Origin of the sequence: Vibrio sp. D420a, from assembly GCF_030248625.1 — a bacterium.
Classification (GTDB): Bacteria; Pseudomonadota; Gammaproteobacteria; order Enterobacterales; family Vibrionaceae; genus Vibrio; species Vibrio fortis_A.
Genome location: NZ_JAHGAN010000017.1, coordinates 134,593 through 154,435 on the forward strand (window position 1 = coordinate 134,593; position 19,843 = coordinate 154,435).

A 19,843-nucleotide genomic window follows, 5' to 3' on the forward strand; every position below is an offset into this window, starting at 1 on the left:
CATCCTAGCGGTGTCCATGCTTGCCTATCATCCTGACGGGCTAATCTCATCCAGAGATATTCACTTTCATCAGCATCAGTAACCATCCTAGCCACATCAAACTCAATCAGTGTTTTACATCCTTGCTGACCACTCATCCTAAGCAATCAAATCTTCATCCTGAAGATACCTAATCCGTTAGGCTTTTTCCTGTTCCTGCCAACTCCCTGTCGACAAGTCAAATATTACGCGAAATCCGATGGCATCCCAGATATCTGCCCAAAAAAAATGATATGACATCGATCACACCACAATCACAACCATTAAATATCAATAACTTACATTCAATCGTAGTAAAAACAGCATGCACAAAGTGATTTAGTCGCACATCACTTGTAAGAGATCTCGCACAAAGGGTATGTCAGATCGGGAAATCACCGAACAAACAGGAAATTGACTTAGCAAAGCTAGAAAAAGCTAAGGTTCACCCCCATATATGTGGGCACGATAATCAAAAAGAGATTCAACGGATGAGCCAAGCTATCTGTAGACAGATCGCTCAAGAGCTGAGCGTTCGCCCCGATCAAGTGACCGCAGCAGTTACCCTAATCGATGACGGTAACACGGTTCCCTTTATTGCACGTTACCGTAAAGAGGTCACGGGCGGCCTTGATGACACCCAATTACGTAATCTAGACAGCCGACTTTCTTATCTGCGTGAACTCGACGATCGCCGCCAAACGATCCTCAAATCGATTCAAGACCAAGGCAAACTGACCGCTGAGCTTGAAAAAGAGATCACTCAAGCCGACAGCAAAACCCGTCTTGAAGATTTATACCTACCTTACAAACCTAAGCGTCGCACTAAAGGGCAAATTGCGATTGAAGCAGGCCTAGAGCCACTTGCAGAGACGCTTTGGAACGAACCACAACACGATCCAGAACGTGAAGCCTCTCAGTACCTGAATAGTGAAAAAGGCATAGAAGATACTAAAGCTGCACTGGATGGTGCTCGCGCAATTATCATGGAACGCATCGCAGAAGATGCAAACCTGCTTGAGAAAATCCGTCAGCACCTGACGCGTAACGCAGCACTAGGCACGCGCGTTGTTGCAGGTAAAGAGCAAGAAGGTGAGAAATTCAAAGATTACTTCGAGCATGACGAAACACTAAGCAAAGTGCCTTCACACCGTGCACTAGCCATGCTGCGTGGTCGTAATGAGGGCTTCCTAACCCTAACTATGAACGCTGACCCAGAACAAGAAGAGGGTGTGCGTGGTTCTTACTGTGAAAACATCATCTCTGATCACTACGGCATTAACCTGAGTAGCGCTCCTGCCGATGCGTGGCGTAAACAAGTGATCAGCTGGGCATGGCGCATTAAAGTGTCTATGCACATGGAAACCGAGTTGATGGGTGCAATGAAAGAGCGCGCAGAAGTCGAAGCGATTGAAGTATTCGCGACTAACCTGAAAGATCTATTAATGGCCGCTCCGGCTGGTCCTCGTGCAACGCTAGGTCTCGACCCGGGTCTACGTACAGGTTCAAAAATCGCTGTAGTTGATGCAACGGGTAAAGTGCTCGCAACCGAAACCATCTACCCTCATCCACCACAAAAGCAGTACGACAAATCTGCACACATCGTTGAGCAGATGGTACGTCAGTTCAATGTTGACCTGATTGCAATTGGTAACGGTACTGCTTCACGTGAAACCGACAGCTTCGTGGCTGATGTGATTAAACGCGGCAACCTAAAAGTACAGAAGATCATTGTGAGTGAAGCCGGTGCGTCGGTTTACTCGGCATCTGAACTTGCAGCGAAAGAGTTCCCGAACATGGACGTATCGTTGCGTGGTGCCGTATCAATCGCTCGTCGTCTACAAGACCCACTGGCTGAACTAGTGAAGATTGACCCGAAATCGATCGGTGTTGGCCAATACCAACACGATGTAAGCCAAACCATGCTCGCGAAACGCCTAGACGCGATCGTCGAAGATTGTGTAAACGCCGTCGGTGTTGACGTAAACACCGCCTCTGCCGCGCTTCTGACTCGTGTTGCTGGCCTATCTAGCACCATCGCACAGAACATTGTTGATTACCGTGATGAGAACGGCCGCTTTGAAGCGCGTACCACGTTGAAGAAAGTTGCGCGCTTGGGGCCAAAAGCCTTTGAACAGTGTGCCGGCTTCCTGCGTATCATGGGTGGTAAAAACCCACTCGATGCCTCAGCAGTTCACCCTGAAGCTTACCCTGTGGTAAAAGCGATCTCTGAGAAGAACAACAAAGACATTAAGACACTGATCGGCGACTCTGGCTTCTTAAAAGGCCTGCACGCGGTCGATTACACCGACGATAACTTTGGTGTGCCAACCGTCACAGATATCATTAAAGAACTAGACAAACCGGGCCGTGACCCGCGTCCTGAGTTCAAAACGGCGACTTTTGCAGAAGGTGTTAACTCGGTGTCTGATTTAGAGCCAGGCATGATTCTAGAGGGCGTGGTCTCTAACGTAGCCAACTTTGGTGCCTTCGTTGATATCGGTGTTCACCAAGACGGTCTGGTACATATTTCAGCACTGACTGATCGCTTTGTTTCTGATCCACGTGAAGTAGTGAAAGCGGGCGACATCGTCAAAGTGAAAGTGATGGAAGTGGATGTGCAGCGTAAACGTATTGCGCTAAGCATGCGCATGAAAGACGAGCCGGGACAAGATAACCGTGCTCAACGTTCATCTGCACCTCGTTCTCAAGGTCGTCAATCGCAAGGCGGTCAGCGTCGTCGCGAAGAGCCACAACAGAACGGCGCTATGGGTGGTGCGTTTGCTGCTGCCTTTGCAAAAGCGAAGAAGTAACGCTTTACGATAAGGGAGTGAGCAACTAGAAAAGCGTTTGGAACATAGTAGACCTAAAGCTGTAAAAGTTGTCTCTCATACATAAGAGCGTCCTCTTAAATATAAAAGCGCCCTTCTAAAAACAGAAAACCTGCATCGCCACTGGCATGCAGGTTTTTTATTAGGTTCAAAAAGGCTTTGCGATATTGACTGCGCTAGAGCACAACCAATACCTCAGATGGCTTATGAGGCGCAACAGCATGGCCATAGTGATACTTAATGACCTTACGTCGTTGTTCCATCTGCCCTTCTCGAATCGCCGCATCAAGAATGTGCTTGGGCAATCGAAAACGCATGGTGTAACCCTTTCCTTGATCAGCACTATAACTACTCAGTGCCAATAAGCTGAACAACCTATCAAATGGATCTTTAGGCTCTTCTTGGTTTACCGCATTTATTTCCTGCTCGTTATCCATTTCATAACCGGGATGGTCAGAGGGATCCCAAGCTGATTGCTGCCTTCGTTTATCGTCCGATTTTACCTTGCGCTCTGCATTGGTTTTAGCCAATGCGACGGCTGGAGCAACAGGCTCTCGAACTCTATTTTCACGCGCAACTTGCTCAGTTTGCACATTAACGGATGGGGCGATCAGTGGCACACTTACTGCCGTTGCAGGTGACACAATCATTGCGAACTCTCCTCAAGAATCGCCCATCGCTATTGCCATGACACCGTTGAACCCAGTAAGCACAACAGGCATAGCCCAAACTACTGTGTTCTGCTCAGGTGAGAGAGAGGGCTGAGCATCGTTCGGTGCCTTGGTTAGATTATATATCGACCACGTTGTCTATAATTTTAGCAATTATTTCTCGGCGAAGCTGATCAGCTCACAGCAAAAAGCATCCGCTTCTGTCATGAACGGCGCATGCGAAGACTGGGTAAAGATGTATTGTTCAGTGTTTGGTAGCGCTTTTTCTAGATCTTTTGCCACCTTAATTGGCACCAAACCATCTAATCGACCATATAAGCGCAGCATAGGCACTGTTAGCTCAGGTAAGCGCTCACGCAGATCGACATCTGAAAGCATTTTTAATCCGGCAAGCAGCGAGTCTGGGTTAGGCAGAGGACGCGACAGTACCGCCTGTTTGAGCTGTTTTACATCTTGTCTTGCCGACGGACTGCCCATCGCTTGCAGCGCCATGAAGCGCTCGATGGTGGTTTGAAAATCTTCCACCAGCTGCTCGGTAAAGTTGGTCAGAACGTTAGGTTGAATACCGCGCCATAGCACCGGTTCTTTGGCTGCGGCAAATTTTGGAGAACTCGCAACCGTGACAAGTTTAGAGACATAATCTGTATGATGCAGCGCCATATGAGTCGCGACTAAGCCACCCAAAGACCAACCGACCCAGATCGCCTGCTTTGGCGCCTCTTCCATCAACTGCCCGGCAATACCTTCGAGCGTATCAGCATGGCAGTGACTGCTGTGACCATAACCTGGCAGGTCAACCACATGGACACGGAACTGGGTCTCAAGTGCCGTTACGGTTTGCTGCCACACCGCACCGTTCATTCCCCATCCATGGACCAAAACCAAATCTGGCCCCTGTCCAGACACATGCCAATACAGTTTGTCGCTCATCTCGTGATTTTCCCTACTATTCTCATCCAACAATGATGACCTTGCTGGCTAGGCTATCCAAACCTACATCATCAATGCAATTGTGCTCGCTATGTTATCTGATTGGCTCCCAAAACACACACCACGCTTGGTCACACCACAATGCCACCTCTGCAGATTACCAAAGTTACCTTTAGATACTCACCCCAAATGGTGCAATAGCTGTCTCTCTCATTTCGCACTACAACACCGCTGCCAACGTTGCGGTATCAAGCTCGATATTGATGCTACCGTATGTGGAGCGTGTCTAAAAAAGCCACCGCCATGGCATCGGCTCTATTGTGTTGGAGATTACGATTTTCCACTCAGCCATTACGTCCACCAGATGAAATACAGTGGTCAATTTTGGCTAAACCGAGACTTAGTCAAACTGCTGGCGAACCATATTGAGCAGCCCGCCCCTATTATCACTAGTGTGCCGCTGCATTGGCGGCGCTACCTACACCGCGGATTTAATCAAAGCGCATTGCTAGCCGATGCTCTTGCGCACGAGCTTAATAGCCAAAGCCTAACGCTGTTTCGTCGTCAACGTTCCACCCCGACTCAGCAAGGGCTAAGTAAGACACAACGCCAACACAACCTGCGTAATGTTTTTTCTTTTAGAAACAAGGATGTGATAAAAGTGATAGCAAAAGGCGACGCCCATGTTGCAATAATCGATGATGTCGTCACCACAGGCAGTACTGTGTATCAATTATGTCAATTGCTACTTGAAGTGGGCGTTAAAAGGATTGATATTTACTGCATCTGCCGCACTCCTGAACCCGCGTCTTAGTCAATTTCCCACGAAACTTGTCTATCAATTCAGCAAAAAAGGGCTGAATTACCGCCCCGACAGGAGTAGAATGGCAGAATAGCCTACAAATTTACTCAGGTATTCGTCGTGTCAAATATTACTATTACAGAAACAGCTCAAACTCATTTTGCTAATCTGCTTTCACAGCAGCCAGAAGGGACCAACATCCGCGTATTCGTGGTAAACCCAGGTACGCAAAATGCAGAGTGTGGTGTTTCTTACTGCCCTACAGATGCAGTAGAAGCATCTGATACTGAACTAGCATTTGAAGGCTTCTCTGCTTACGTAGATGAACTAAGCCTACCATTCCTAGACGAAGCTGAAATCGACTTCGTTACAGACAAAATGGGTTCTCAGCTAACTTTAAAAGCACCGAACGCAAAAATGCGTAAAGTGGCGGATGACGCACCTCTTCTAGAGCGCGTTGAGTACGCAATCCAGACTCAAGTAAACCCACAACTAGCAGGCCACGGCGGTCATGTAAGCCTAGTTGAAATCACTGATGAAGGCGTTGCTATCGTCGCGTTTGGTGGTGGTTGTAACGGTTGTTCTATGGTTGATGTGACTCTAAAAGAAGGCATCGAGAAAGAACTTCTACAACAGTTCGAGGGTGAACTAACAGCCGTTCGTGACGCTACTGAGCACGATCGTGGTGAGCACTCTTACTACTAATCACACCTAAGATTAGAGACCAAGGCTGATGTGAAAACATCGGCCTTTTTGTTTTCTAGTCGCCAGATAATTGATAAGCCTATCTCACCGCATCAGGTTCACAATCAACTTCACTAACAAAATCAATAGAATGGCGTTCTAAACTATATAACTGCCATTGCAATCGCTTCCCATTCAATAATTCCATGATATAAAAACTCACCTCTAGGAAGTCATCGCCATTTCCCCTATATTAGAAAGACTTCCCAAAAAGCTAAGGAGCGAGCGCATGACAAAAAGGACCAAGCCAGAAATTTTGGCTAAGCAAACTGTCGCTCAATCAAAACTGTTTTCTATTGAATCTCTCGATCTCAAGTTTTCTAACGGTGAGCTTCGTACCTACGAACGCATGAAACCAAGCGGTCGCAACGCAGTAATGATGGTCCCAATTACTGAGCAAGGTGACATCCTATTAGTACGTGAGTACGCTGCAGGTACAGAGCGCTATGAGCTCGGCTTCCCTAAAGGTCTCATCGACCAAGGTGAAACGCCCAACGAAGCGGCGGTAAGGGAATTAAAAGAAGAGATTGGTTTTGGCGCTCGCAAACTCACGCCACTTAAGGAAGTGATTCTCGCCCCTTCTTACTTTTCGAGCAAAATGACCCTGTTTATTGCCGAAGACCTCTACCCAGAACAGCTAGAAGGTGACGAACCAGAACCACTGGATGTTGTGCGCTGGCCGCTGGCTCAAGGAGAAGAGTTACTTACGCATCTCGACTTCTGTGAAGCCCGCTCCATCACCGCTTTATTACTGGCTCTTCGACTACTAAAACAACAATCTGATGAAGAGTAAGAGACTTTTTATGCCAATGACAAAAGATTTATCCCACTTACTGCCTTCCGTGATTGAGGTTGCTCGCTCAGCAGGACAACTGATCTTAGAGATCTACGAGAAGAAAGATTACGAAGAATACACCAAGAGTGACGATACCCCCGTCACCAGTGCCGACCTTGCGGCGCACAAACTAATCTCACAAAGGTTGAGTGAACTTACCCCTGACATCCCAGTGTTATCGGAAGAAGCGGCAGACATTAGCCTAGAAAAGCGTTCGCAATGGGATCGCTATTGGTTGGTAGACCCACTTGATGGAACCCAAGAGTTCATTGCACGCAGCGGAGACTTTGCCACCATCATTGCACTGATTGAGCATAACAAACCCGTGATGGGGGTGGTCTACGGCCCAGTATCGGGCGTGACTTACTATGCTTACGACGGCAAAGGCGCATGGAAGATTCCAGATTTAAACGACAGCGTGAAGATCAAGACTCATCGCCATGAGCTACCAAATCAGCCAATTGCGATGGCGATCAGCCGCCGCCAAGATATCAATCGTATCACCAGCCGCATGAGTCCGAAATGGAACTACGACTTAGTACCACTTGGTTCAGCAGCCCTTAAAGCCTGCCTAGTTGCAGAGGGTGCCGTGGATTGCTACCTACGCTTAGGTCCAACTGGTGAATGGGATACAGCCGCAACCCAATGCATCGTTGAAGAAGCAGGTGGACGCATTCTCAGCACTCACCTAGAGCCACTGTCATACAACGAACGCGAAACCCTAGAGAATCCAAACTTCATCGTACTCGGCGACGCCGATCTGCCTTGGGAAGAGATCTTGCAGGGTAAAGATTAAACCTATCCAAACAAAAATGGGCACCTCAGTTGGTGCCCATTTTTCTCATTCACATTCAATAAAGCGCTACAAACGCCCTTGATAAGTAAATTGATACTTACCTTGATTGTCTGGTTTGCCTAACCAACGTAATTGGCTCTGCATCGCTTGGGGGAACTCGGCGCCCGGTTTGAACCATGCGTTGGTTGCGTAGCGGCGGTTCGGCGTTAAGCTTGCCTCAAACTCACTCTCAACTTGCGCGGTTTTCTGAGCGCCTTTTGCAGCAATCGTATTGTCTTGGCAGGTTACATCGGCGATTACAGGACCAAAATCCAAAGAGCCTAACGGAGTATCCGCACCAGCGCCTGACCAAGCTAGGGTACCTTCACCGGTTTGACACCAAGGTTGCCCTTGCTGAAGGTGTTTAATGGTCAGTTCCACCTGACCGACAGCGGTGATCGGCACTGGAATATTCGGTACATACTTCATCACGTCTTCAGCTGGCAATGATGCTACCAAATTCTGCGCGTAGGCACCGTTCATACCGTAGCCGACATAGCCCTTACCACGTAGGTTCATGTCACTATCGCGACCGAATCGAACAGCAAGCTCTGCCTTGCCTTGGAAAAGCTGGCTGAACTGAAAGTCCCACTGTACTGAGCCATAATTAACACGCTGCCAAGCAATATTGCTGGCACTGCCTTGCCAAATAGAGCCTTGCACGCCATCAATTTGCAGCCCTCTCACCTTAGGCGCATGCTTGAGAGCAAACGCTGCAGGTAGGTGCAAAAGCAGACTGACTGAAAAGAACACGATAAAAATGGCACTGAAAAGTAAGCCATATTTTAGAGAAGAGCCTCGCTTCACACTAACCTCGCTTGAACTGTAATCGCTTGACTTCAATCACGCCCTGCGTGTCACTGCGGTCAATATCCATGAATTCTACTTCAACGCCTTGCTGCTCTTTCAGATACGTCAGCCAATCGACAAATTGATTGAATGGTACAGGCTTAACCCACACTTGCAGCATTTCGCCACGAGGTTGTACTCGAATCAATTCGATCTTAAAACGGCGCATTGAAGCAGGTACAGAACGGTTCAAAGGCTCAGAGCTTTTGGCACCGCCACTGCCACGCAGTTCGACGATTTCATCAGCCTTGTTGCTAACCCAGGCCAGCAACTGCTTTTCACTCTGAATACGGCTTTGCGCCAGTTCCGCGCGAGCATTGAGTGGTTGAAGCACACCCCAATACACTGCACCGACGATTAGCAAAATAGAGCACCCAATCACGAGCCTCTGTTCGCGTTGACTTATCGATGTCCACCACGCTTGGAGTGGCTCAATCATATTTCTCATCATTGATCTCCTAACGTGAGTTACTGTAATGGTTTAAGTGTAAAGCTGCCGTACACAGCATCACCATTTCGGTTCAGCGGTCCTTGCTCAACAGAAAACTTCTCGGCAAGCTTAGTACGAGCAGTCTCAAAGTGTTGGAAGTCAGAGCTTTTTGCTTGCAGACGCACTTCAGAACGGTTGCCATCATAGCGGATACTTTCCACTTCAATAGACGTCACCTGCCCTAGCGTACTTGGTAGCTGAGTTAGCCAACCTAGCAGAGTCGCATCATCACTGGAGCCACCATATCGGCTCGCCTCTTCGTTCATTGTGCGCTTCAGATAACTGACACTTGGAATCTTACGTTTACCCGGTAGCACCTGACGGAAAATACGCTCACTCTCAGCACGATAGGCCTGAGCTTCCGCTTCATAGCGCTGTACTTTAAGTATCTGCTGGGTTGCGATAACCGCAATCAACAAACACGCTGCAATCGCCACCTTCTGCCAAATCTTCCAGTATTTAGTGAATGAAGATTTAGTTTTAAAGCGCCCCGTCAGCAGGTTAATTCCGCTAGTAATCGCCTGTTGGCTGAGTACCGACATCACCAATTCCGCTGGTTTTGCTTGCCACTCAACCCCACTCTGTTGCTGAGCTTCTTCACCTGGCAGTGCGGTATAACTGAAGATCATCGGCTTGGCATCGTCTTCAGTAACAAGCCAATCGCTGTTCAAAAACATCGGCAACCATGCTTGGCGAATAGAGACCGCTTGAAAGGTGCTTTGGCGTAATAACCATTGGTCATCAATCTGCAATGCAGTCACGCCTTCAGCATCAACAGGGAGAGCAAGCGTATCAGGCAGTACTTTACGAATGGTAATGCCAACCTCTGAGAATGCGCTCATCACCTGAGTGAGCCATTGCTGTTCAACGCCACAAACGACAGCTGACTCAGCGCCTTTATCTAGAATGGTAAAGTGCAGATCTTCAATATCTTGAGCAACTTCATCTTCTAATAAAAATGGCAGCATCGACTCAAACTGACGTGCTGCCCCTTTTGGGATCTCAACACGCTTCAATAGGCAGTCATTACCCGAGAGCAACGCAATACAGGTCCGTTTCTCAGCATAGGGTGTCAGCTCATCAAGCTGTTGCCAGCTCGCAAGCTCGCCACTTGCGATCACTTCTTGCTGGCTTGTCGACCAAACTAACCACTGCACAGGGCTTTGTGGTTCGCTACTCAGTCGAACGGTCAGAAACTCGCTCACTGATTCCTCCAAAGCGACGGCGCACCACCGTCACTGTTTCTCGATTACTACTATAAAAGAGAGTGCGAATTCGAACTCGCGACTTCTCCACTAATACTTCGGCATCCAGCTCGAAGTAGCTACTATCCACCGCTAAGTACCCTTTGGCTTTCTTGGTCACATCGGCACTGACGCTCGATAAGTTCGACTCAGCTAAGAAGTCATCAATGCTATCCCAGCCATCAAAGGGGCGGTTTTCAATTAACGCTTTGGCGTCAGATTCACTCAAGTTCGGGGCAAACATCGCCTCTAGAAGCGGAGCCTGTTTGACCTTGAGTGTGTTTACGTTCAAACGCCAGTCATCACTCGGCAGAGCACACACGTAAGGGCGAACCTTGTCCATCACCTCACCGCTCACTTGATACACGGCACGCAATTCAGATTCATCTGCAATCAAGCCATTGGCTGCCAGATAAGCGGGCTTCATCGCTTCATAGGTACTGTCTTCCACACCCACAGAAGAAACACTGCGCGTATCCTCGTCGACAAACTCCCATGTCGAGTTGGCGATCACCTCTGCTTGATAAGAGTCCACTTCCAGATTCTCTAACAGGGTCTGCCACACAGAGACCAAATAAGGTGATGTGTTATCTGTGGTGCTGGCAACCGACTTCAACGCATTCAAATTTAGACACGCCTGACCATCTCGAATGTGACCCACCACTTGACCATAGTCGAGCGGATAAACCTGCTCTTCGAGTGCCCATGGCTGACTTAAGTTGATGGTATCGCTGTCTTTATAACTCTGCTCAATACCGACCTTAGCCAAAGCTTCAATACCAATGCTGTACCAATAAGCTTGCTGATAATTGAGCTGGTTACCCACACGTTTAAACTGCGTAAACAGCCTTTCAGACATGCTACCTGCAATCGCTGCCATGATCGCGAGCAGCATCAGTATCACGATCAACGCAACACCGCGTTGCTTGCTAGGCTTCCCAGCTTGGTATCGCTTAACCATTGTTGCCCCCACTCGATGAAGAGCTATCACTGTCACTGGTATTAATGCTGCCACTTGGTGTTAGGTAGACACGCTCAATCTCACCATAATCTTTAAGGGTCAATTTAAGTCTTACTGCTTTTGGCAGCGCACGATCTGTCTGCCACTCCTTGAGCCATGAACTACCGTTGTAGAACTCTAAGCTAAAGGCTTCAATACCTTCGAGGAGCGGAGTTACCACGCCTTCTTGCCCGGTTGGGGTATCAGGGTAGCGCCACCATACACGCTCAAGCGTCTCTTCTTTAATTCGGTAACCCACCTTAGTCACTTCCCCTCGCGGGAACTGTTGTTGTGGGTTGTGCCACCCCAAGCGGGTAAACATCACACCGACAGTGTCTGAATCTAGCAGGTACTCCTGCATTAGGATCAGTTTAGATGATGCTTCTTCACCGTTAGTACGAAACTGACGTTGCGCCATTTGGCGAAAATCATTATCTAAAATGACCAAGCTACGCTGCAGTGCATTCAAACGTGCACTACGTTCTATAGAGACTTCATTGCTGCGCTGGATCTGGTTCACCACCTGATACGCCGCCACACTCAAGGTAGCGAATATCGCAATCGAGACTAGCACCTCAATTAACGTGAAGCCTTTTGTTTTACTACGAGTAGCGCAGGCGCGTTTATTTTGAGACATAGCTGCGTACCGTCACTACAGGTGATGCGTTCTTGCTAGTTGCCACACTGACATCAAAAGCTTTCAAAAGATTATCACTGGTTGGCACAGGTGTTATGGTCCAGAACCAATCACGCTCTGCGAGCTTTTGGGTTCCCTGTGTCTTTTTCAGTTTCTCAGGATGCAGCATCACCATCGCCATCTGGTTATCGACCACCATCGCTGCGAAGGTTTTCTCTTCCAAGTAACTCAGCGTATTAATATGCTGAGTGACCGCGCGAATAACACTGATCGCTGCAGTTGCAAAAATAGCCAATGCCACCAGCACCTCGAGCAGTGTCATGCCACGCTGAGACTTTGAGCTAAGATTACTCCTCTTCATCTTCTTCTCCCGGCTGGAGCAGACGAATAACCCCATTGTCTTGCACTCGGATACGCCAACCATCTTGCAGCGAATCACCCGTATTTGGATAGAATGAGAGGGTAAAAGGCGTTAACTCGGCACTCGACAAGATATAGATTTGAGGTGGTTTAGGTTTCTTCTTTTCTTCGAGGTCTGCAAACATGTCTTCATCAAACAGACTGCCCGGATTAAAGAGACGATCATCGTCTTGCCATGCACCACCACCGAGTTTCAATGAAAGAGACAACTCTTCAGGGAGCTCAGTCGTCGAAGGAATCTTTTCAAACTCCACTTCTTGCCAACCTTCAGAGTTCAAGCTCATCAGGACATAAGTGGATTTTTGCTCATCGACACGAATGCCAAAGTCTAAGCCGCTGAGAATTGCTTCTTCATTAAGTAGCTGGACACGCTGATAAAAGCTGTGTGCGTATTGCTTGGCGACATCTTTGGCATTGGTAGGAATAGTAGCGATCACCGCCACTGCGGTCAGTGACAGTAATACGAGAACCAGCAGAATTTCTATTAGAGTAAATCCGCGCAAACGCGTTAAGTTGCGGGATTGAACAGAGTTTCTCACGTTTCGTATTACCATCACGACATGCGTTCACAATAAGCGAGTGCTTACTGGAAATCTTGCATGTTCCAGTTGCCGATATCTGCTGCTGCACCTTCACCGCCTTCTTGGCCGTCAGCACCTAGCGTGAAGATATCAATCGTACCGTTATCACCAGGGCTTACGTATTGGTACGCATTACCCCATGGGTCGTTTGGTAGACGCTTGATGTAACCGCCGTCACGGTAGTTACGCGGCTCTGGGCTGCTTGGTTTCGAAACCAGTGCGTCTAGACCTTGATCGGTTGTTGGGTACACGCTGTTGTCTAGCTTGTACATATCAAGAGCGTTCTCTAGAGCAACAATGTCAGTGATCGCTTTCTGTTGATCCGCTTTCTCTTTGTTGCCTAGAAGGTTTGGCACAACAAAGCTCGCCAAAACACCTAGGATAACCACAACCACCATTACCTCTAACAGGGTAAAGCCGGATTGCTTTTTGATTTTATTTTTCATTATTTTCTCCAAATGACAGCCGGAGAGTTTAGCAGACGCGCCTCTCTCCGAATCTAAAAACTAAAACTAGAATCGAAAACTAATAGGTTAAACCAGCGAGATTACCCGCTCATTAAATTATTCATTTCCAGCATTGGCATCAAAGTCGCCATGACGATAAACAGTACCAAGCCTGCCATCAGCGCAATCAAAGCTGGAGTAAAGATGCCCAAGGCAATGTTGACCGTAGACTCAAAGCTTTGGTCTTGGTTATCAGCTGCACGGGTCAGCATCTGCTCTAACTGACCACTCTGCTCACCACTGGCAATCATGTGCAGCATCATTGGCGGGAAAAGCTTGGTTTGATCAAGTGCTTTTCTAAGGCTTGCACCTTCACGTACATTGTCTGAAGCCTGCAGGACCTGCTGTTTTACATGGTGGTTCGACATCACATCCACCGCTACCTTCATCCCTTCAAGGATAGGTATCGCACTTGAAGTACAGATAGATAGAGTGCGCGCAAAGCGTGAGGTATTGATCCCTTTAGCAATCTTGCCAATCAGAGGGATACTCAGAAGTTTTCTATCCCAGCTCAGACGAATCGACGGCTTCTTGAGTGCCGTTTTCACCAAGACAACAAAGCCAACGATCAATAGAAATAGCTGAATACCCCAGTTCTGAATGAACTCACTCGAGGCCAACAGAAATTGTGTTGATTGAGGCAGCTCTTGGCCCATCTGAATGATAGGTTCAACAATCTTAGGCACTACAGTGGCTAGCAAGAAAGAGACAATCGTCACCGCAAATACCACCAGCACCACCGGATAGATCATCGCTTGCATCAGCTTAGAGCGCATCTTTTGACGATTCTCGGCGTAATCAGCTAAGCGCTCCAAAACTGCATCCAGGTGACCAGATTTTTCACCGGCTGCCACCATGGCACGAAACAGCTCATCGAAGATATGAGGGTAATCAGCAAGGCTGTCAGCTAAGGTGTAGCCTTCTGTCACTTTAGAACGAACGGCCAACAGCATAGTGCGAATACGCGGCTTCTCAGACTGCTCGGCTACTGCTTTCAAACACTCTTCAAGCGGCATACCAGACTGAACCAGAGTCGAAATCTGTCGCGTAATCAAAGCAAGATCGGGCGTACTGATACCACGCTTAAAGCTAGTCGAAGGCGCACTGCCCCCTTTGCTGCTTTTTGCTTTGGCTTCAGCCATTTCAACAGGCATCAAACCCTGCTCTTTAAGACGCTGACGAGCTTGACGCGCGTTATCTGCCTCTATCGAGCCTTTCTTAGTTTTGCCTTTCGCATCCAGTGCCTTGTATTCAAATGCCGCCATACTAGACTTCCTTGGTCACGCGCATCACTTCTTCTAGTGAAGTGATGCCCTGACGAACCTTGGCTAGGCCATCATCGCGAATACTTGGTGTTGTGCTACGAATCGCTTTTTCGATCGCTTGCTCACCGGCTTCGCTGTGAATCAACTCTTGCACCGATTCATCGACCATTAGCAACTCATGAATACCCGTTCGGCCGCGATATCCTTTGTGGTTACACGCCTCACACCCTTTGGCATGGTAAAGCGTTAGGCTGTCTTTCTTCTTCAAGTCAAACAGCTTTTTGGTCTCTTTATCCGCTTCATACGGCTCTTTACAGTCGTTACACAAAGTACGAACCAGTCGCTGCGCCAAAACGCCAAGTAGCGATGAAGATATTAGGAAAGGTTCTATACCCATATCACGCAGACGAGTAATCGCACCGACCGCCGTGTTGGTGTGGAGGGTCGACATTACCAAGTGACCCGTCAAAGACGCCTGAACCGCAATCTCTGCCGTTTCTAAGTCACGGATCTCACCAATCATTACTACGTCTGGGTCTTGACGAAGAATCGCCCTTAGGCCACGAGCAAACGTCATATCAACCTTAGGGTTTACCTGAGTTTGACCAATACCATCGATATCAAATTCGATCGGGTCTTCTACGGTCAGGATATTACGCTCGTTGCTGTTAAGCTCTTGTAAGCCCGCATACAAGGTCGTCGATTTACCAGAACCTGTCGGACCGGTTACCAAGATGATGCCATGCGGACGCTGAATCAGTTTGCGGAAGTTCTCATGGTTTTGCGCTGTCATGCCTAAGCTGTGCAGGTCAAGACGCGTGGCATTCTTATCAAGTAGACGCATTACCACACGCTCACCGTGTGACGACGGCATCGTCGATACACGCACGTCCACAGCACGACCACCGATACGCAGTGAAATACGGCCGTCTTGTGGCACGCGCTTTTCTGCGATATCAAGCTTAGCCATAACCTTCACACGCGATACCAGCAGAGGTGCCAGTTTGCGGCTTGGCGCTAATACATCACGTAACACACCATCAATACGGAAACGGATAGAAAGTGATTTCTCAAAGGTTTCGATATGGATATCCGAGGCGCCCTCTTTGATGGCTTCACCCAACATCGCGTTAATTAACTTGATGATTGGCGCATCGTCTTCTGACTCCAACAGGTCTTCATCTTGCGGCAGCTCTTCGGCTAGCGAGAAGAAGTCGTCGTTATCAGCACCGATGTCTTCCATCAATTGACGCGCTTCCGATGAGTCACGTTGATAAGCTTCAGTCAGCTTTTTCTCAAACTCATCAGAGACAATCGCTTGTGGAGTAAAGCCACTTTTCATCACGCGGCTCACCTCTAGGATCGCCGCGGCTTTAAGAGGTTCTACATAGTAAAGAACTGGCGGGCGCTCTGGGTGTTGATACTCGAGCACCATCTTGTAGCGGTTTGCAAAGCTGAATGGCAAACGCTGAAAGCTGCGAACAGGCTCAACCATCTCTGCCATTATTGCTCTTCCATTTGATCGATGAACGCTTGAATTTCTGCAGGGTGGTTAAAGCTCTCACCAAACTTAGGCAGTACTGGAATATTGTCGTCATCCAGTAGCTTCAAGCCCTGCTCAGCTTTGAACAGTTGTTCTGCACGAATGAAGTTGTATTTACGCTGAGTAATACCATCCGCTGTCATACCATCACGAATAATGGTCGGCTTGATGAATACCATCAAATTACGCTTATCAACCTGAGTGCTGGTTGATTTAAATAGGTGTCCAAGCACTGGAATATCACCCAGCAGCGGTACTTTAGATTCGCTCTCTAGTGCACGCTCATCAATCAAACCGCCCAACACAAGCATTTGACCGTCTTGAACAATCACAGAAGTGTTCAGCTGACGTTTAGCAAAACGTACGTCAACAGCACCGTTTGCGCCTAATACGTTAGACACTTCTTGCTCAATGTTTAGTTGAACAGAGTCGCCTTCGTTGATTTGAGGGACCACTTTTAACTTGATACCAACTTCTTTACGATCAACGGTTTGGAATGGGTTGTCGTTACTTGAGCCCGCGGTAGAACCCGTCAGTACCGGAACTTCTTCACCAACAATGAAAGAGGCTTCGCCATTATCCATGACGGTAATGCTTGGAGAAGATAGGATGTTCGAGTTCGAATCGGTTGCAACCGCACTGATTAGTGCCGTCCAGTCGCCCATTACAACACTTACCGCAGCACCGTTAACGCCTGCTAATGCTGAAGCTAGAGTCGAGTAATCACCCTCTTCTGTGGTGGTCTCGTTTCGAACAAAATCGCCTTGGTCGTCATAAACAGCGGTAGTTTTCGTGGTGTCCTTAGCTTCTTCTAAGCCAACCATGACCTGACCAATAGATGCCCCAGTATTGCCATATTGGATCATCGCACCAGTATCGAGGTTACCCCATTGTACGCCAAGGTTAACGCCATCACCTTCACCCATCTCAACGATCAGTGCTTCAATCAGAACTTGAGCACGACGAATATCCAGCTGAGCAATCACATCTTGCAACGCATTCATGATGTCTGGTTGCGCGGTGATGACCAACGAGTTGGTCTCTGCGTGCGCAGAAATCATCACTTGATTACGGTTGTTGCTGCGGTTCTTACTTGAGCTCTGTTTCTCTGATTGCAGGTTGTCTGACACGCCCTTAAGCACATCCACTAAGTCTTCCGCTTTCGCATACTTAAGGTAGATAACTTGGTTATTGCCCTTAGTTGCCATCTCAACATCGAGCTGCTCAATCAGCTTTCTAAGTCGGCTACGCACCTTAGGGTCACCGGAAATCAGGATGGCATTGGTACGCTCGTCCGCTACCAACTTAGGCTGTAGGAATGCAGGCGTATTTTTCGCATCAGTGGTTTTATTAAGGGCATCAACGATACGCACCATTTCAGCAGCAGAAGCGTTTTTCAGCTCTACTACTTCAATCTCTTTATCACCCGCTTGGTCAACACGCTTGATGATCTCAGCAAGACGGTTCACAACCGCAGCACGGCCGGTGATTAGGATGATGTTGGCTGGGTCGTAGTGCACTACGTTACCCGCGCCCGCATTGTCATTTAGCTGACGTAGTAGTGGTGAAAGCTCACGAACAGAAACATTGCGAACCGTCACAACACGAGTGACCACGCTATCGCCTTGAATGTTTTCACGATCGCCAACTACAGGAATCGCAGACGTCTTAGAGTCTTTGGCTTTGATGATCTTTAGAACGCCCGATTCCATCTCAACCACGGCGTAGCCGTAAACTTCCAGAACATTGAGGAAGAAGCTGTAATACTGCTCTTCATTGAGTACGTCATAGCTACGTACATCAATCTTACCGCGCACCGATGGATCAACGATGATAGTCTTCTCTAGGTTACGGCCAACAATATTAATAAACTCTTGAATATCAGTGCCTTTAAAGCTGGCACTAAAATCATTAGCGATGGCTGCTGGTGTGCAGATTAAGCTTCCTGCTAGTAACCATGCACTTTTCTTAAACCAATGCTTCACGTACTACTCCTACACTCTCGCCTTTCGGTAAGCGAAATGTTCTAAAATTCGATAAAAATGTCATGCTGCTGTCCGTCTCTTTCGACTACTAAGTTTAGTTCAGTCAAGTCGGAAATAGAGCGGAATATACTGCCCATAGCAGCTGGATCGGTCAGGTCTTGTCCATTAAGCTGAGTCGCGATGTCTCCACTTTGGAGCCCAACAGATTTAAAAAGTTCGGGATCTTTTCCAGGACTGACGCGATAGCCAATCACATTGCCGTCGCGTTTCACTTGCGAAAGACGCACATATTGGAAGATTTGTTGCGGGTCTTTGGTGATCTTCGCTTTAATCTCTTCAAGCTTCTCTTCGGCTGATCCTGGGTTATTACCACGTACCGATGCAGAAGCACGAGGCTTCGCTGGCGCAGAAACCGATAAACGTTTGTATTCGAGGCCTTCTAGCATCAAGGTCTCGTCACGGCCTGAGTTATCGATGATCACGCGATCGATTAACACCGCCTTAAGCTTAGCGCGTGTTCCTTCGATCTCTTCATTAATACCATAAGTCGCTTGTTTCCCACGGTTGGCAATCACCGCTAGGCTGCGCTGTGCATCAGAACTAGCAACAGCACCCACCAATACAAGATTAAGTCGTGTCTTAGGGGCGTCTTGGATAACTGGCTGCTCAACCACTTTTGGCGTTTCAGCATTATACTCACCAAAAAGATTACTCTTCTGGAGAGAGGAAATATCGAGCGTAGATTGCGGTCGAGAAGATGACGAGGCTTGCGCTTTCCATGGCGTAACAGACTGCTCTGCTGGTTCAATCAACCAAGCCAACTGACCTAGTATCCATGCAGAAATGGCAATCAATACACAGCAAGTTATCAGGCTCAGCTTTTGCTGAAATACAAATCCATTCTCTATTAATCGGCTCAACAAGGGAGAATTTCCCATGCGATTTTTGAGCTCCAATAACTTCACTTGCCTAAACCCTTTTGTGAAGATGAGAGCGCTAAATCATTAAGCTCTCAGCTTTTTTGTACATAAATGCTACGCCAACTACTCATTTGACATAGGATCCAAAACTATATCATAGCCGACGCATAAAAAATCATAACGTGAGCTATTTTGCAGTATGCCTTGAAAAAAAACACATTTGCCACCACTTTAGCTTCTACCAAATGTGATAAGCATCATCTATGACAAGTTGCGAACTGATTTTACTCAGTTAAACCACATTCATTTTTTCACTTAAAGGGCACAGCGCCATATGAAAACCGCTAATGAAGCTGTCAGACTAGATAAATGGTTGTGGGCAGCACGCTTTTACAAAACTCGTTCTATTGCTCGCAATATGGTCGATGGTGGTAAAGTCCACTATAATGGTCAACGCAGCAAACCAAGCAAAATCGTAGAACTTGGGGCAGTGATTTCACTGCGTCAAGGCAATGAAGAAAAGACGGTCACGATCGATAAAATTTCCGATCAGCGCCGTGGAGCTCCAGAAGCTCAAACCCTTTATACCGAAACGAAAGAAAGCTTGGCAAAGCGTGAAGCACACGCCCAACAGCGTAAATTACATGCACATAACCCAAGCCCTGAACGTCGTCCTGACAAAAAGCAACGTCGTGACATCATCAAGTTCAAGCATCAATAAGCTAGAAGGAACCGCC

General features: G+C 47.8%; 20 protein-coding genes. 6 read left to right on the top strand and 14 right to left on the bottom strand.

The genetic code is table 11. From position 1 onward, the window contains the following. Nucleotides 1-509: 509 nt before the first annotated feature. Complete coding sequence (locus tag KI743_RS12905) at nt 510-2,831, top strand: Tex family protein (RefSeq protein WP_285466734.1); 2,322 nt, start codon at nt 510-512, stop codon at nt 2,829-2,831. A gap of 194 nt (nt 2,832-3,025) precedes the next feature. Here KI743_RS12905 and KI743_RS12910 read toward each other — a convergent pair whose 3' ends face one another. Together KI743_RS12910 and bioH are read right to left on the bottom strand one after the other, a co-directional pair. Further along, nucleotides 3,026-3,499: a hypothetical protein gene (locus tag KI743_RS12910; protein WP_032551121.1), complete on the bottom strand. Its 474-nt coding sequence runs from the start codon at nt 3,497-3,499 to the stop codon at nt 3,026-3,028. Between the two features lie 174 nt (nt 3,500-3,673). After that, nucleotides 3,674-4,450 (bottom strand): pimeloyl-ACP methyl ester esterase BioH, encoded by a 777-nt coding sequence (gene bioH, locus KI743_RS12915; protein ID WP_285466735.1) that lies wholly within the window; start codon nt 4,448-4,450, stop codon nt 3,674-3,676. Nucleotides 4,451-4,541: 91 nt separating this feature from the next. Between bioH and KI743_RS24580 the strand changes: the two genes are divergently transcribed. From KI743_RS24580 to cysQ, 4 genes are all read left to right on the top strand, one after another. Continuing rightward, nucleotides 4,542-5,264, top strand: coding sequence for a ComF family protein (locus KI743_RS24580; protein WP_306416857.1), 723 nt, complete (start codon nt 4,542-4,544; stop codon nt 5,262-5,264). 108 nt (nt 5,265-5,372) lie between these two features. After that, entirely contained in the window at nt 5,373-5,957 is a 585-nt protein-coding gene (nfuA, locus tag KI743_RS12925; protein ID WP_032551117.1) for a Fe-S biogenesis protein NfuA, read from the top strand. Nucleotides 5,958-6,225: 268 nt separating this feature from the next. Continuing rightward, nucleotides 6,226-6,789: an ADP compounds hydrolase NudE gene (nudE, locus tag KI743_RS12930; RefSeq protein ID WP_150870489.1), complete on the top strand. Its 564-nt coding sequence runs from the start codon at nt 6,226-6,228 to the stop codon at nt 6,787-6,789. Between the two features lie 10 nt (nt 6,790-6,799). Continuing rightward, nucleotides 6,800-7,627 carry a 3'(2'),5'-bisphosphate nucleotidase CysQ gene (gene cysQ / locus KI743_RS12935; RefSeq protein WP_032551115.1) on the top strand — a complete coding sequence of 276 codons (828 nt, stop codon included), beginning with the start codon at nt 6,800-6,802 and terminating at the stop codon, nt 7,625-7,627. 66 nt (nt 7,628-7,693) lie between these two features. On the opposite strand, the gene KI743_RS12940 is transcribed toward cysQ, so the two are convergent. The 12 genes from KI743_RS12940 to gspC form a co-directional block, all read right to left on the bottom strand. Further along, nucleotides 7,694-8,473 (bottom strand): type II secretion system protein N, encoded by a 780-nt coding sequence (locus tag KI743_RS12940; RefSeq protein ID WP_285466738.1) that lies wholly within the window; start codon nt 8,471-8,473, stop codon nt 7,694-7,696. Nucleotide 8,474: 1 nt separating this feature from the next. Continuing rightward, nucleotides 8,475-8,963: a type II secretion system protein M gene (locus KI743_RS12945; protein WP_150870497.1), complete on the bottom strand. Its 489-nt coding sequence runs from the start codon at nt 8,961-8,963 to the stop codon at nt 8,475-8,477. Between the two features lie 20 nt (nt 8,964-8,983). After that, nucleotides 8,984-10,210 carry a type II secretion system protein GspL gene (gspL, locus tag KI743_RS12950; protein ID WP_285466739.1) on the bottom strand — a complete coding sequence of 409 codons (1,227 nt, stop codon included), beginning with the start codon at nt 10,208-10,210 and terminating at the stop codon, nt 8,984-8,986. Further along, nucleotides 10,179-11,210, bottom strand: coding sequence for a type II secretion system minor pseudopilin GspK (gspK, locus tag KI743_RS12955; protein ID WP_032551111.1), 1,032 nt, complete (start codon nt 11,208-11,210; stop codon nt 10,179-10,181). The genes gspL and gspK overlap by 32 nt, the downstream gene beginning before the upstream one ends. Continuing rightward, nucleotides 11,203-11,886 (bottom strand): type II secretion system minor pseudopilin GspJ, encoded by a 684-nt coding sequence (gene gspJ, locus KI743_RS12960; protein WP_285466742.1) that lies wholly within the window; start codon nt 11,884-11,886, stop codon nt 11,203-11,205. Before gspJ ends, gspK begins: the two co-directional genes overlap by 8 nt. Next, nucleotides 11,873-12,247: a type II secretion system minor pseudopilin GspI gene (gene gspI, locus KI743_RS12965; RefSeq protein WP_032551110.1), complete on the bottom strand. Its 375-nt coding sequence runs from the start codon at nt 12,245-12,247 to the stop codon at nt 11,873-11,875. Before gspI ends, gspJ begins: the two co-directional genes overlap by 14 nt. Beyond that, nucleotides 12,234-12,860, bottom strand: coding sequence for a type II secretion system minor pseudopilin GspH (gspH, locus tag KI743_RS12970; protein ID WP_150870718.1), 627 nt, complete (start codon nt 12,858-12,860; stop codon nt 12,234-12,236). The genes gspI and gspH overlap by 14 nt, the downstream gene beginning before the upstream one ends. Nucleotides 12,861-12,889: 29 nt before the next feature. After that, entirely contained in the window at nt 12,890-13,333 is a 444-nt protein-coding gene (gene gspG, locus KI743_RS12975) for a type II secretion system major pseudopilin GspG (protein WP_032551109.1), read from the bottom strand. A 101-nt stretch (nt 13,334-13,434) separates the two neighbouring features. Beyond that, nucleotides 13,435-14,658, bottom strand: a complete 1,224-nt coding sequence (gspF, locus tag KI743_RS12980; RefSeq protein WP_150896088.1) for a type II secretion system inner membrane protein GspF — start codon at nt 14,656-14,658, stop codon at nt 13,435-13,437. A gap of 1 nt (nt 14,659) precedes the next feature. Continuing rightward, the gene (gene gspE, locus KI743_RS12985; protein WP_032551107.1) at nt 14,660-16,162 is read right to left on the bottom strand and encodes a type II secretion system ATPase GspE; all 1,503 of its coding nucleotides are present in this window, start codon (nt 16,160-16,162) and stop codon (nt 14,660-14,662) included. Next, the gene (gene gspD / locus KI743_RS12990; protein ID WP_285466747.1) at nt 16,162-18,186 is read right to left on the bottom strand and encodes a type II secretion system secretin GspD; all 2,025 of its coding nucleotides are present in this window, start codon (nt 18,184-18,186) and stop codon (nt 16,162-16,164) included. The genes gspE and gspD overlap by 1 nt, the downstream gene beginning before the upstream one ends. A 41-nt stretch (nt 18,187-18,227) precedes the next feature. Next, the gene (gene gspC, locus KI743_RS12995) at nt 18,228-19,124 is read right to left on the bottom strand and encodes a type II secretion system protein GspC (protein ID WP_285466748.1); all 897 of its coding nucleotides are present in this window, start codon (nt 19,122-19,124) and stop codon (nt 18,228-18,230) included. 316 nt (nt 19,125-19,440) lie between these two features. On the opposite strand from gspC, the gene hslR reads away from it, so the two are divergent. After that, nucleotides 19,441-19,827, top strand: coding sequence for a ribosome-associated heat shock protein Hsp15 (hslR, locus tag KI743_RS13000; protein WP_032551104.1), 387 nt, complete (start codon nt 19,441-19,443; stop codon nt 19,825-19,827). The last annotated feature ends 16 nt before the right edge of the window (nt 19,828-19,843 follow it).

What these genes read in the sequence shown, in the direction of transcription:
- nudE (WP_150870489.1), top strand. Translation starts at nt 6,226, where the DNA reads ATGACAAAAAGGACCAAGCCAGAAATTTTGGCTAAGCAAACTGTCGCT.
- gspH (WP_150870718.1), bottom strand. Translation starts at nt 12,860, where the DNA reads ATGGTAATACGAAACGTGAGAAACTCTGTTCAATCCCGCAACTTAACG.
- KI743_RS12945 (WP_150870497.1), bottom strand. Translation starts at nt 8,963, where the DNA reads ATGAGAAATATGATTGAGCCACTCCAAGCGTGGTGGACATCGATAAGT.
- gspJ (WP_285466742.1), bottom strand. Translation starts at nt 11,886, where the DNA reads ATGTCTCAAAATAAACGCGCCTGCGCTACTCGTAGTAAAACAAAAGGC.
- gspG (WP_032551109.1), bottom strand. Translation starts at nt 13,333, where the DNA reads ATGAAAAATAAAATCAAAAAGCAATCCGGCTTTACCCTGTTAGAGGTA.
- gspC (WP_285466748.1), bottom strand. Translation starts at nt 19,124, where the DNA reads ATGGGAAATTCTCCCTTGTTGAGCCGATTAATAGAGAATGGATTTGTA.
- gspE (WP_032551107.1), bottom strand. Translation starts at nt 16,162, where the DNA reads ATGGCAGAGATGGTTGAGCCTGTTCGCAGCTTTCAGCGTTTGCCATTC.
- gspK (WP_032551111.1), bottom strand. Translation starts at nt 11,210, where the DNA reads ATGGTTAAGCGATACCAAGCTGGGAAGCCTAGCAAGCAACGCGGTGTT.
- bioH (WP_285466735.1), bottom strand. Translation starts at nt 4,450, where the DNA reads ATGAGCGACAAACTGTATTGGCATGTGTCTGGACAGGGGCCAGATTTG.
- KI743_RS12905 (WP_285466734.1), top strand. Translation starts at nt 510, where the DNA reads ATGAGCCAAGCTATCTGTAGACAGATCGCTCAAGAGCTGAGCGTTCGC.
- hslR (WP_032551104.1), top strand. Translation starts at nt 19,441, where the DNA reads ATGAAAACCGCTAATGAAGCTGTCAGACTAGATAAATGGTTGTGGGCA.
- KI743_RS24580 (WP_306416857.1), top strand. Translation starts at nt 4,542, where the DNA reads ATGTTATCTGATTGGCTCCCAAAACACACACCACGCTTGGTCACACCA.
- cysQ (WP_032551115.1), top strand. Translation starts at nt 6,800, where the DNA reads ATGCCAATGACAAAAGATTTATCCCACTTACTGCCTTCCGTGATTGAG.
- gspF (WP_150896088.1), bottom strand. Translation starts at nt 14,658, where the DNA reads ATGGCGGCATTTGAATACAAGGCACTGGATGCGAAAGGCAAAACTAAG.
- gspI (WP_032551110.1), bottom strand. Translation starts at nt 12,247, where the DNA reads ATGAAGAGGAGTAATCTTAGCTCAAAGTCTCAGCGTGGCATGACACTG.
- KI743_RS12910 (WP_032551121.1), bottom strand. Translation starts at nt 3,499, where the DNA reads ATGATTGTGTCACCTGCAACGGCAGTAAGTGTGCCACTGATCGCCCCA.